Source organism: Streptomyces sp. NPDC002076, assembly GCF_053593835.1.
The window spans coordinates 65,085-77,274 of the sequence record NZ_JBSFDI010000006.1 but is presented as its reverse complement, the minus strand read 5'-3'; the positions used below and the strand labels follow the sequence as shown (position 1 = coordinate 77,274).

8 protein-coding genes and 4 tRNA genes are annotated in these 12,190 nt (G+C 68.8%); 3 read left to right on the top strand and 9 right to left on the bottom strand.

The genetic code is table 11. The features are described from left to right. Positions 1-83: 83 nt before the first annotated feature. Together ACWCQS_RS14735 and ACWCQS_RS14730 are read right to left on the bottom strand one after the other, a co-directional pair. Positions 84-338, bottom strand: coding sequence for a DUF3073 domain-containing protein (locus tag ACWCQS_RS14735; protein ID WP_388622429.1), 255 nt, complete (start codon positions 336-338; stop codon positions 84-86). Between the two features lie 290 nt (positions 339-628). Then, positions 629-1,735 carry a Leu/Phe/Val dehydrogenase gene (locus ACWCQS_RS14730; protein ID WP_451004793.1) on the bottom strand — a complete coding sequence of 369 codons (1,107 nt, stop codon included), beginning with the start codon at positions 1,733-1,735 and terminating at the stop codon, positions 629-631. A gap of 200 nt (positions 1,736-1,935) precedes the next feature. Between ACWCQS_RS14730 and ACWCQS_RS14725 the strand changes: the two genes are divergently transcribed. Continuing rightward, a complete protein-coding gene (locus ACWCQS_RS14725; RefSeq protein WP_451004792.1) occupies positions 1,936-2,778 on the top strand; it encodes a hypothetical protein in 843 nt (280 codons plus the stop codon). 539 nt (positions 2,779-3,317) lie between these two features. After that, on the top strand, positions 3,318-3,524 hold the full coding sequence (gene bldC / locus ACWCQS_RS14720; RefSeq protein ID WP_003949541.1) for a developmental transcriptional regulator BldC: 207 nt from the start codon (positions 3,318-3,320) through the stop codon (positions 3,522-3,524). 460 nt (positions 3,525-3,984) lie between these two features. Here bldC and ACWCQS_RS14715 read toward each other — a convergent pair whose 3' ends face one another. The 4 genes from ACWCQS_RS14715 to ACWCQS_RS14700 form a co-directional block, all read right to left on the bottom strand. Continuing rightward, positions 3,985-4,176 (bottom strand): DUF6274 family protein, encoded by a 192-nt coding sequence (locus tag ACWCQS_RS14715; protein WP_450984711.1) that lies wholly within the window; start codon positions 4,174-4,176, stop codon positions 3,985-3,987. Positions 4,177-4,670: 494 nt separating this feature from the next. After that, positions 4,671-4,745, bottom strand: a tRNA-Asp gene (locus ACWCQS_RS14710). A gap of 96 nt (positions 4,746-4,841) precedes the next feature. Next, positions 4,842-8,798: an ATP-dependent RNA helicase HrpA gene (hrpA, locus tag ACWCQS_RS14705; protein WP_451004791.1), complete on the bottom strand. Its 3,957-nt coding sequence runs from the start codon at positions 8,796-8,798 to the stop codon at positions 4,842-4,844. 141 nt (positions 8,799-8,939) lie between these two features. Then, complete coding sequence (locus ACWCQS_RS14700) at positions 8,940-9,248, bottom strand: hypothetical protein (RefSeq protein WP_451004790.1); 309 nt, start codon at positions 9,246-9,248, stop codon at positions 8,940-8,942. A 553-nt stretch (positions 9,249-9,801) separates the two neighbouring features. On the opposite strand from ACWCQS_RS14700, the gene ACWCQS_RS14695 reads away from it, so the two are divergent. Next, the gene (locus tag ACWCQS_RS14695; RefSeq protein ID WP_451004789.1) at positions 9,802-11,721 is read left to right on the top strand and encodes a hypothetical protein; all 1,920 of its coding nucleotides are present in this window, start codon (positions 9,802-9,804) and stop codon (positions 11,719-11,721) included. A gap of 142 nt (positions 11,722-11,863) precedes the next feature. Here the strand turns inward: ACWCQS_RS14695 and ACWCQS_RS14690 are convergent. From ACWCQS_RS14690 to ACWCQS_RS14680, 3 genes are all read right to left on the bottom strand, one after another. After that, a tRNA-Phe gene (locus ACWCQS_RS14690) sits at positions 11,864-11,937 on the bottom strand. 24 nt (positions 11,938-11,961) lie between these two features. Beyond that, positions 11,962-12,036, bottom strand: a tRNA-Asp gene (locus ACWCQS_RS14685). Positions 12,037-12,072: 36 nt separating this feature from the next. Next, a tRNA-Glu gene (locus ACWCQS_RS14680) sits at positions 12,073-12,145 on the bottom strand. Positions 12,146-12,190 lie beyond the last annotated feature (45 nt).

Below are 12,190 nucleotides of genomic sequence, written 5' to 3'. Positions count from 1 at the left end.
CCGGTCGGCTGCGATGATCCTGCAGACAGCACAGAAGCCGGTCGGTGGCTGTGCCACCGACCGGACTGATGCTCAGTGCAAGGTCAAGCGCCTCGACGGTGCTGTGCGGGACCTTCGTCCTCGTCCTCGTCGTCGTCCTCGTAGAGGTCGGCGTAACGGGAGTACAGGTCGTCGTCGTCATGCTCATCGGCGTCCTCGAAGCGGTCGCCGTTCGGCGACTGGTTCGACGTCGATGCGCCCAGCTCCTCGGCCAGGCGTGAGAGGTCCGTCCCACCGCTGTTGTACTTCAGCTGGCGGGCGACCTTCGTCTGCTTGGCCTTGGCCCGGCCGCGCCCCATGGCTCGACCCCCTCAACGACGGGGCTCGACGGCCCCAGAGTCTGACACGCGTTCATGATCCGGAACGGACTCTCCGTGGAGAGGCCGGTCCGTAGGGCTTCCACGGTACCTGAGCCCGCGCCCATACGGTACGTCGCCCGCAGCACGCGCGTGTGCCCTGGACCTTCGAGGCGCCCCGTCCTCGCTGGTCAGTGGCGATTTTAACCACTTATCGGGGAACGACCCGCCGATGGAAGTGAGAGTTCTCTCCAAGTCCCCACCGGCGGGTACCGCTCACCTGTGCGACGGACTCAGTGCGCGGCGTGGCCGCCGCGCGCGTCGGCCATCCGCTGCTCGGCGATCCGGTCGGCCGCGGCGGCCGGCGGAATCCCGTCTTCCTTCGCACGTGCGAAGATTGCCAGGGTGGTGTCGAAGATCTTCGCCGCCTTGGCCTTGCACCGGTCGAAGTCGAACCCGTGCAGCTCGTCGGCCACCTGGATCACTCCGCCGGCGTTCACCACGTAGTCCGGCGCGTAGAGGATGCCGCGGTCCGCGAGGTCCTTCTCCACGCCCGGGTGCGCGAGCTGGTTGTTGGCCGCGCCGCACACCACCTTTGCGGTGAGCACCGGCACGCTGGCGTCGTTCAGGGCGCCGCCGAGCGCGCAGGGGGCGTAGATGTCGAGCCCCTCGACCCGGATCAGCTCCTCGGTGTCGGCGACCGCCGTCACGCCCTCCGGGTACTGGTCGACGATCCGCCGGACGGCGTCCGCGCGCACGTCCGTGATGACGACCTCGGCGCCCTCGTCCCGCAGGTGCTTCACCAAGTGGTGGCCGACCTTGCCGACGCCGGCGATGCCGACCTTGCGGCCGCGCAGCGAGGGGTCGCCCCACAGGTGCTGGGCGGAGGCGCGCATGCCCTGGTAGACGCCGAAGGCGGTGAGCACGGAGGAGTCACCGGCCCCGCCGTTCTCCGGGGAGCGGCCGGTGGTCCAGCGGCACTCGCGGGCCACGACGTCCATGTCGGCGACGTACGTGCCGACGTCGCACGCGGTGACATAGCGCCCGCCGAGCGAGGCGACCATACGGCCGTAGGCGAGGAGCAGCTCCTCGGTCTTGTCGCGCTCCGGGTCGCCGATGATCACGGCCTTCCCGCCGCCGTGGTCGAGGCCGGCCATGGCGTTCTTGTACGACATGCCGCGCGCGAGGTTGAGGGCGTCGGCGACGGCCTCGGCCTCGGTCGCGTAGGGGTAGAAGCGCGTGCCGCCGAGGGCGGGGCCCAGGGCGGTGGAGTGGATGGCGATCACGGCCTTGAGGCCGGTGGCGCGGTCCTGGCAGAGCACGACCTGCTCATGGCCGCCCTGGTCCGAGTGGAACAGGGTGTGCAGGACATCAGCAGACGCGCCGGTTACGTCGGTCACTGTGGTGACTCCTGTGTAAATAGCGGCGAGTGGGGTCGGACCCCGTACGGGTGGCGGGGTGCCGTGGCATGAGCGTAGAGCCTTGGCGCGACCACCATCCGTGCAGTGTTCAGGATCACTCTCCCGCGCCTCGTCCGCACGCATGACCATGGCACGATTTGCAGTGGTTTCGAGCCGGGCCCGATGGGGAGGGAGCAGGCGTGCCGAAGGTGTCCTCCGTGGTCGTCCCCTATGCCGCGTACCTGCGCGTGTACGAGCCGCTGGGCGCCTTCCCGGAGCCGGAGCGCGGCCACTGGACGCGCTACGCCCGCCGCCCCGACCGCCCCTCCTACCAGGACGAACTGCGCCGTTCCCTGGCCGACTTGCTGCCCACCCCGCCGGTCGCGGTGCCGGTGCACGAGAGCAGCGACGCCTTCGTGCTGGAGGTCGACGGCGTGGTCTGCGTCTGCCCCTGGCGGACCCGGCTGCGCGGCTGGCAGGCGCTCGGCGAGCTGGCGGAGGAGCTGCCCGCGCCGGTGCTGGACGCGGTGCTGCCGCCGGTCGTGCGGCGCCAGGCGGCCCAGGACTACGAGCGCTGGCTGGCCCGCAATCCCGACGCCCGCCCGTGGATCCGTACGGCGACCTGGCAGGTGCCGCTGAACTGGTTCGTGCTGGTCTCCGACGAGGAGCGGTGCTACGAGAAGGGCACCGCCGAGGTGCCGCCGCTGCTGCGCTACCGCACGCCCATGGTGCAGGCCCGGCGGCGGGTGGCGCGGGCGCTGCGCACGCTGAAGGATGCCGTCGAGGAGGGCCCGCTGATCGACGGTCTGGTGGACGTCGGCCGCTGGCTGGAGGAGTTCCACCCGCGCTCGCTGGTGGAGCTGGACTACGGCGGCCTGGTCCATGTGCTGCCGGCCGGTGAGCTGGAGGGCGACCACTCGGCGGCGGACGTGGCCGAGGGCATCGAGGCGTTGCGCATGGGCGACGGCGCGGCGGCCGGCGAAGCCTATGTGCGGCTCGTGGAGCGGTGGCGGGCGGTCCGGGACCGGCGTTCGGCGAACTGAAGTTCCGAAAACGCTCGAAGAGTGACCTACGTCACGGCCCAAACGGCGTCGAACGACGTACGGTCTAGGCCACTTGACCCTGTGACGGGACGTTGGTCCCGATCCGGACTTTTGCCCCAAGGGTGATGGACGGCACTTACACGGCCCTTGCGCCGCTTGCCGCTCCTCATGCCAAAATAGGACAAGGAGTCCGGGGAAGGCTCCGTCCGTCCACCTGTGCTCCATTGTGGGCGGAATCTCAGCATTGCACGCTTTGGGGGGTCTGGTGACTCCTGATCGTCCTGTGACTGATCGTCACAGTGGCGTGACTGTCCGCTATGGCATGGTCCATCGGCTTCCGTCGCTGATGAACACCTGGGAGGGCAATTCCATCGGTTTGGCCGACGCGGCTGGACAGATGGTGTAGTTGTAGTGCCGAGGACAAGCCGTTCGTCCTATAACCGACTCGACTCGCGTCCGCCATTTCGGGCAACGCGGGTCAAGGTGCAGAATTTAGAGGAAAGAACCGAGAAGGTTCGGTTCTCCCGAGGAGGCCGCTCATGACCGCTCGCACCCCTGATGCCGAGCCGCTGCTGACCCCGGCTGAGGTCGCCACGATGTTCCGCGTCGACCCGAAGACGGTCACGCGGTGGGCGAAGGCCGGCAAGCTTACGTCCATTCGCACGCTCGGCGGGCACCGCCGCTACCGCGAGGCCGAGGTCCGCGCACTGCTCGCGGGCATCCCGCAGCAGCGCAGCGAGGCCTGAACAACCGAATAACCGGGCAAACCGGCAGGTCCCCCAACCGGCCGAGGCGCCCGAAACCCTAGCTCCAAGCGACGCGGGACCTGCCCCAACAGGGCCCTCGCCCAAGCCGAAGAGAACGTTGTAGGCAGCGACACAGGGTGCGTCGTAGATCGCGCTGGACTCCGCCGGGTCCAGCGCGATCTTTTTTGTGCGCTGGTCGGGGTGCGGACGGGTCTCTGTGCGCGGCCTTGTCGGAGTGTGGGCAGGGCTGTCGGAACGGCTGTGCGTGAGCCCTGAGGGTGGTGCAATTGCACATATTAAATTGACCAGTTGTAGGAAGGGGGTAAGTACCGCCCTTTCAAAAACTCATGCGGTGACTCCCGTCACATGCCGGGATGCTTGTTGCCCCCGGCGTGTGTGCGCTAGTGGAAGCCTGTGTTCCAGGGTCCCACGCACGTACGGGTGTTGGGGCCGCAGCTGGTCACGCGGTACGAGGACGTTCGTCCGCGACGGCCTCCTCGCCCGTCTCCTGGTACCGGGGGCCGGCGTCCAGTGCGAGCCGCAGCAGGTGATGGCAGACGGGGCAGTGGCGGGTCAGATGCCGGTAGGACGAGGCGGCCGCCAGATGGGCCCTGAGCAGCGCCCGCGTCTCATGCCTGCCCGAAGCCGCCATACCCCACCTCCAGGGGCCCCCGTAGAGGCACGCGGGCCCTGTCTTCTGGGTACCGGCGGAATGTGACGTCGTCAAGGGCACGGGGTGGCTGCGCCGGTTCAGCCGCTTCCCGGGGGTCCCCTCGACCGGGCCGCCCTGGGGCTGCGCCCCCGGACCCCCGCCACGGCCCTGAACGGGTCTCGTCCTCAATCGCCGGACGGGCTGGACACGGACCGGCACCAAGAGGCCAACGGGATGTGCCGGCATACGGAAGGGCCCGCGTCCGTAGCCGGTGCGGGCTCGCGGTCCTGGCGGGATGTGCCCTGTCTGACTGCGGCTGTGCCGTGGGTGCGGCTTCGGTGGGGGGTGTTGGGCCCGGTTCTGTGGTGGGTGTGGGGCTTTCGGGGGTGGTCCTGGCGGGATGTGCCCTGGCCGATTGCGGCTCAGGTGCGGGCACGGCCTCCTGGCAAGCCGAAGGGCCCGCTTCCTTGATGGATGCGGGCCCTTCTTCGATGCGGTCCTGACGGGATTTGAACCCGCGGCCTCCACCTTGACAGGGTGGCGAGCACTCCAAACTGCTCCACAGGACCAGGTTTCGCGGCGCTCGGCTTGTGCACTGCGCTGCGAGAAGAGACTGTACAGGAGGTGGGGCCGCCTGGTCGAACTCACCCCCTGTGCCCGAGCGGTTACGGCGCGGCCGCGTCGATCGCCTTCACGATCCGCTTGTCGGAGACGGGGTACGCCGTGCCGAGGGCGTGGGCGAAGTAGCTGACCCGCAGCTCCTCGATCATCCAGCGGATGTCCAGGACCGAGGAGGGCACCGGGCGGCCCTTCGGGAGCTGTTCCAGGAGCCAGGCGTACTCGTCCTGCATCTCGTGGACCTTCTCCATGCGCGTGGTGTCCCGCTGGACGTTCGTCGGCATCTGCTGCAGGCGCCGGTCCGCGGCCACCAGGTAGCGCATCAGGTCGGGCAGGCGCCGTATGCCGGCCCAGGTGACGAATCCCGGCTTCACGAGGGCGTCCAGCTGCTTGCGTACGTCCGTCAGGTTCGCCAGCAGCGCGGGGCTGCTCACGGCCTTCAGACGGCGCTCACAGGCCTGCCAGGCGGCGAGGACCTGCTGGACCTGGGCGACCGTGCGGACCGTCGTGTCGACGATCTCCGCGCGCACCTTGTCGTACAGCTTCCGGTACGACTCCTCGTCCCAGACCGGCCCCCCGAAGTCCGCGATCAGCTTGTCCGCCGCCGCCATCGCGCAGTCGTCGAACAATGCCTGGATGGATCCGTGCGGATTCGCGGAGAGCGCCAGCTTCTGGGCGTTCGTCAGCTTCTCGGACGCGAACTTCGCCGGGTTCACCGGGATGTTGCGCAGGATCAGCCGCCGGGTGCCCTGCCACATGGCCTCGGCCTGCTCGGCCTCCGTGTCGAAGAGCCGCACCGAGACCGTGTCGCCGTCGTCCACCAGTGCCGGGTACGCCTTCACCGGGTGGCCGGCCCGGCGGGTCTCGAAGACCCGGGTGAGGCTTCCGATCGTCCAGTCCGTCAGCCCCTTGCGCTCCAGTGACTCGCCGCCCTCCCGGGACGCGGTCGCTGCCGCCGCCTGCGACAGCGCCTTCCTCGCCTTCGGTTTCAGCCTGAGCTTCAGCGCCTCCAGGTCCTTGTCCTCGGCCAGCTTCCGGCGCCGCTCGTCGACGATCCGGAAGGTGATCCTGAGGTGGTCGGGGACCTTGGACCAGTCGAAGTCGTCCGCCTCGAACGGGACGCCGACCATCCGCTTCAGCTCGCGGGCCATCGTCACCGTCAGCGGCTCCTGCAGGGGCACCGCCCTCTCCAGAAAGGCCTTCGCGTAGTTCGGCGCCGGTACGTAGTGACGGCGGATCGGCTTCGGGAGCGAGCGGATCAGCTCCGTCACGACCTCCTCGCGCAGACCCGGGATCTGCCAGTCGAAGCCCTCGTCCGTGACCTGGTTGAGGACCTGGAGCGGGATGTGCACCGTGACGCCGTCCGCGTCCGCGCCCGGCTCGAACTGGTACGTCACCCGGAACTTCAGCTGCCCCTGCCGCCAGGAGTCCGGATAGTCGGCCTTGGTGACCGCCTCCGCCGACTCCCGGATGAGCATCTCCCGCTCGAAGTCCAGGAAGTCGGGCTGCTCGTGCCGCTTCCGCTTCCACCAGGAGTCGAAGTGCGCGCCGGACACGACGTGTTCGGGCACCCGCTGGTCGTAGAAGTCGAAGAGCGTCTCGTCGTCGACGACGATGTCGCGGCGCCGCGCCCGGTGCTCCAGTTCCTCGACCTCGCTGAGGAGTTTGCGGTTGTCGGCGTAGAACTTGTGGTGCGTGCGCCAGTCGCCCTCCACCAGCGCGTTGCGGATGAACAGCTCGCGGCTCGTCTCCGGGTCGATGCGGCCGTAGTTCACCTTGCGCTGGGCGACGATCGGGACGCCGTACAGCGTGACCTTCTCGTACGCCATCACGGCCGCCTGGTCCTTCTCCCAGTGCGGCTCGCTGTACGTCCGCTTCAGAAGGTGTCCGGCGAGCGGTTCGACCCACTCGGGCTCGATCTTGGCGTTGACCCGCGCCCAGAGCCGGCTCGTCTCCACCAGCTCGGCCGACATCACGAACTTCGGCTGCTTCTTGAACAGCGCCGAGCCCGGGAAGATCGCGAACTTGGCGTTGCGGGCGCCCAGGTACTCGTTCTTGTTGCCGTCGCGTACGTCCTTCATCCCGATGTGGGAGAGCAGGCCGGCGAGCAGGGAGGTGTGGATGCGGTCGGCGGGGGCGTCGGTACCCGCCGCAGGCTCCTCGAGGTGCATGCCCATCTGCTTGGCGACCGTGCGCAGCTGGGTGTAGATGTCCTGCCATTCGCGGATGCGCAGGAAGTTCAGGTACTCCTGCTTGCACATCCGCCGGAAGGAGCTCGATCCCCGCTCCTTCTGCTGCTCGCGGATGTACCGCCACAGGTTGAGGTAGGCGAGGAAGTCGCTGGTCTCGTCCTTGAAGCGGGCGTGCTGCTGGTCGGCCTGCGCCTGCTTGTCGGCGGGGCGCTCGCGCGGGTCCTGGATGGACAGCGCGGCCGCGATGACCATGACCTCGCGGACACAGCCGTTCTTGTCGGCCTCCAGGACCATGCGGGCCAGACGCGGGTCGACGGGCAGCTGGGCCAGCTTGCGGCCGGTGTCGGTGAGGCGCTTGCGCGGGTCCTTCTGGGCGGCGTCGAGCGCGCCCAGCTCCTGCAGCAGCTGTACGCCGTCACGGATGTTGCGGTGGTCCGGCGGGTCGATGAAGGGGAACTTCTCGATGTCGCCGAGGCCCGCCGCGGTCATCTGCAGGATGACGGAGGCCAGGTTGGTACGGAGGATCTCCGCGTCCGTGAACTCCGGGCGGGCGAGGAAGTCGTCCTCGGAGTACAGCCGGATGCAGATACCGTCGCTCGTACGGCCGCAGCGGCCCTTGCGCTGGTTGGCGCTGGCCTGGGAGATCGGCTCGATGGGCAGCCGCTGGACCTTGGTGCGGTGGCTGTAGCGGCTGATCCGGGCGAAGCCGGGGTCGATGACGTACTTGATGCCGGGGACGGTCAGGGACGTCTCGGCGACGTTCGTGGCCAGAACGATCCTGCGCCCGGTGTGCGGCTGGAAGACCCGGTGCTGCTCGGCGTGCGAGAGCCGGGCGTAGAGGGGCAGGATCTCCGTGAACCGATACTTCTTCTTCTCCAGTGCGTCGGCGGTGTCCCGGATCTCCCGCTCACCGGAGAGGAAGACGAGGATGTCGCCCTGGCCTTCGCCTTGCAGCTCCTCGACCGCATCGCAGATCGCGGTGATCTGGTCCCGGTCGGTGTCGTCCGAGTCCTGTTCGAGGAGCGGGCGGTAGCGCACCTCGACCGGGTACGTCCGGCCGCTGACCTCGACGATCGGGGCATCGTCGAAGTGCCGGGAGAAGCGCTCGGGGTCGATGGTCGCCGAGGTGATGACGACCTTGAGATCCGGCCGCCTGGGCAGCAGCTGGGCCAGGTAGCCGAGCAGGAAGTCGATGTTGAGGGACCGCTCGTGGGCCTCGTCGATGATGATCGTGTCGTAGGCGCGCAGCTCGCGGTCGGTCTGGATCTCGGCGAGCAGGATGCCGTCCGTCATCAGCTTGATGAAGGTGGCGTCCGGGCTGACCTGGTCGGTGAAACGCACCTTCCAGCCGACGGACTCGCCGAGGGGCGTCCTCAGCTCCTCCGCCACGCGCTCGGCGACGGTACGGGCGGCGATACGACGGGGCTGGGTGTGCCCGATCATGCCGCGCACCCCGCGCCCCAGCTCCAGACAGATCTTCGGGATCTGCGTGGTCTTGCCGGAACCGGTCTCACCGGCCACGATGACGACCTGGTGATCGCGGATGGCCGCCGCGATCTCGTCCTTCTTCTGGCTGACCGGCAGCTGCTCCGGGTAGCCGACGGCGGGCACGCGGGAGCGCCGCTCGGCCATGCGGGCCTCGGCCTTGCCGACCTCCGCCTCGATCTCGGCGAGGACGGCGGCGCGGGCCTCCGGCTTACGGATCTTGCGCGCGCCCTCGAGCCGCCGACCGAGCCGCTGTGCGTCGCGCAGCGACAGCTCGGTCAGGCGGGGGGCGAGGGTGCCGAGAGCGGGGGCGGGATGCGTAGACATACGCGGTCCAGGATCTCATCCCGTCCGAAAAACACGCGAACGATTTGACGCGGGGTACGGGGGAGCGCCCCGAAGGGGTGCGGGACACCCCCGCGGCGAGAAGCCGGCGCTTTCCCCAGGGCGTGCGCTGGGCCGGTTTCCCTAGGACGTGCGCTGGGCCGGCGGCGCGGAGGCCTGCGCACCGCTCTGCTGGCCCAGCGCGATCGACTTCGCCGTGTTGGAGATGGCCTTGATGCCCAGGTAGGCGGTCGTCATGCTGCTCACGGCGGTGAACGCGGCGGTCAGGATGCCGACGATCACGGACTTGTCCCCGTCGAGCCGCCACACCCCGATGATCGCGACTGTGACGATCGCGAGATTGCTGATGACGATCGCGAGCAGTCCGTACCGCGCCCGGACCTTCTCCAGCTGGGTGTCCCCCGTCACGGCGGCGGCCTGGTCCTGGCTCATCTCCCCGTTCCTCCATTCAGCAGCTCTGTGACCCGTGCGTCCACCTGAGCCCGGTCATACCCACGCCGGACGATGTCGAACAGTGGCGGCGCTCCGCGTGCCGTGCCTTCGGCCAGCCGGGTCAGATAGGCGCCCACCTGGGCACGGCCGTAACCACGCCGAGCGATGTCGAAGCCCCGGAAATCGCCTGCCATGAATGTCCCCCTACGACGAAGGCCCCGTTCGCCGAACGAGGCCTTCCGGCTGTGGCTGGGGCCGGGGTCGAACCGGCGACCTTCCGCTTTTCGGGCCGCGTCCAGGTGGGGCGCGCCTTGATCATAGGGCTGAACCCCGTCGGCTGCGTAGGCAACTCAGATCAAGGATTTACCTGTTCCGCGTTGTTCGTGGTCGGCCGTGTGGCTAGCGTTCCTGCGCCCCCACCTGCGGATCTCGCATCGGCATTGATCGGCGGCATCCGATTGGCATGGGCAGACCACTCGGTCCCCATCGTCACCACCACAAGAAGGGCATTTCCTTGCTCTCAAGGAGACGTCGGGCGGCATCCACCGCCGCCTTGCTGTCCACCACGGCACTCATATCGACCGGATGGCTCACGGCTACCGCGTCCGCCGCACCGTCGGCCACCGGGGCGTCCCACGTCAAACACCTGTGCGCCCACGCCACCACGCCGGGCCACGTGGCGTGCCTCGCCGAGGCTCGCACCGACGTCGTCCAGCACCTGAGCGTCAGCCCGAACACCACTCCGTCCGGTTACGGCCCCTCGGACCTGCAGAGCGCCTACAACCTGCCGTCCGCCACCGCCGGTTCGGGCCGCACCGTCGCGGTCGTCGACGCCATGGACGACCCCAACGCCGAGTCCGACCTCGCCGCCTACCGGTCCCAGTACGGCCTTTCCGCCTGCACCACGGCCAACGGCTGCTTCAAGAAGGTGAACCAGACCGGCGGCACCACCTACCCGAGCGCGGACTCCGGCTGGGCCGGCGAGATCTCGCTCGACCTCGACATGGTCAGCGCCGCCTGCCCGCAGTGCCACATCCTGCTCGTCGAGGCCTCCTCCACCGACATGACCGACATCGGCAAGGCCGAGAACGAGGCCGTCGCCCTCGGCGCGAAGTACGTCTCCAACTCCTTCGGCGGCCCCGAGGATCCGACCGAGACCACCGCTGACGTCCAGTACTTCAACCATCCCGGCGTCGCCATCACCGTCAGCGCCGGAGACAACGGCTACGGCGCCGAGTACCCGGCCTCCTCCCCGTATGTCACGGCCGTCGGCGGCACCTCCCTCAGCCGCGCGAGCAACACCCGCGGGTGGAGCGAGTCGGTCTGGTCCAGCGACAGCACCGACGGCACCGGATCCGGCTGCTCCGCCGACGAGGCCAAGCCCACCTGGCAGTCCGACACCGGCTGCAGCAAGCGCACCGTCGCCGACGTCTCCGCGGTTGCCGACCCGGCCACCGGCGTCGCCGTCTACGACACCTACGGCGCCTCCGGCTGGGACGTCTACGGCGGCACCAGCGCCTCCTCGCCCCTCATCGCGGCCACCTACGCGCTCGCCGGCACCCCGACCGCGAACAGCTACCCGTCCTCGTACCTCTACGGCCACACGTCGGCGCTGAACGACGTCACCTCGGGCAGCGACGGCACCTGCTCACCGAGCTACCTGTGCACCGCCGGCAACGGCTACGACGGCCCGACCGGCCTCGGCACCCCCAACGGCACCACCGCCTTCGCCGGCGGCGCGGGCACGGTCAACTCGCTGCAGCCAGGCCAGAAGCTCACCACCGGCCACCGTCTGAGCAGCGCGAACATCACGCTTGCGATGGGCAGCGACGGCAACCTGGTCGCCTACCTCAAGACGAACGGAACGAGTAGCAGTGGCCCGGCGATCTGGTCCAGCCACACCTCCGGCCACTCCGGCGCCTACGCCTACATGCAGACCGACGGCAACCTCGTCGTCTACTCGAGCACCGGCAGCGCGCTCTGGTCCACCCACACCAACGGCCACAGCGGCGCCTACTTCCTGGTGCAGGACGACGGCAACATGGTGGTCTACGGCTCCGGCGGTGGGCCCGGCACCGGCGGCTCGCTGTGGTCGGACGGCACCTACACGCGGTCGACGAAGATCGGCTCGGGTCAGAAGCTCCAGGGCGGCTGGTGGGCCCAGACTCAGTACACCCGCCTGGTGATGCAGCCGGACGGCAACTTCGTGATCTACCGCAAGCACGACGGCAAGGCGATCTGGTCCACCGGCACTTCCGGCCACTCCGGCGCCTACGCCTACATGCAGACCGACGGCAACCTCGTCGTCTACTCGAGCACCGGCAGCGCGCTTTGGTCCACCCACACCAACGGCCACAGCGGCGCGTACGCCCTGCTGCAGACGGACGGCAACTTCGTCGTCTACACGAGCACCGGCGGTCCCGGTAAGGGCGGCGCCCTGTGGGCCAGCAACACTCGGTCGTACGTGCCCTGAGCGTACGTTCTTGAAAAAACGGCGATGACCTGGGAAAGCCCAGGTCATCGCCGCTTGGCTCGCCCCCTAGGTGGTGGGCGACACGAAAGAGCCCCTCCCCGGTGGAATCGGGGAGGGGCTCAAGCCCTGGTCAGGGCGGTTGTGGCTGGGGCCGGGGTCGAACCGGCGACCTTCCGCTTTTCAGGCGGACGCTCGTACCAACTGAGCTACCCAGCCACGGTGTTTCACGTGAAACACCAGCGGTCCTGACGGGATTTGAACCCGCGGCCTCCACCTTGACAGGGTGGCGAGCACTCCAAACTGCTCCACAGGACCAAGCTTGCGTGCAACAGTGTCGCACACGGTATTGCGTGCCCCCAACGGGATTCGAACCCGTGCTACCGCCTTGAAAGGGCGGCGTCCTAGGCCGCTAGACGATGAGGGCTATCGGCCCGCCTGGGCGCTTCTCAGCGCGTCGGGGACGTGAGAA

Excerpts from the sequence above, each read along its gene's own strand:
- ACWCQS_RS14735 (WP_388622429.1), bottom strand. The coding sequence starts at position 338 with ATGGGGCGCGGCCGGGCCAAGGCCAAGCAGACGAAGGTCGCCCGCCAG.
- bldC (WP_003949541.1), top strand. The coding sequence starts at position 3,318 with ATGACCGCTCGCACCCCTGATGCCGAGCCGCTGCTGACCCCGGCTGAG.
- ACWCQS_RS14715 (WP_450984711.1), bottom strand. The coding sequence starts at position 4,176 with ATGGCGGCTTCGGGCAGGCATGAGACGCGGGCGCTGCTCAGGGCCCAT.
- hrpA (WP_451004791.1), bottom strand. The coding sequence starts at position 8,798 with ATGTCTACGCATCCCGCCCCCGCTCTCGGCACCCTCGCCCCCCGCCTG.
- ACWCQS_RS14700 (WP_451004790.1), bottom strand. The coding sequence starts at position 9,248 with ATGAGCCAGGACCAGGCCGCCGCCGTGACGGGGGACACCCAGCTGGAG.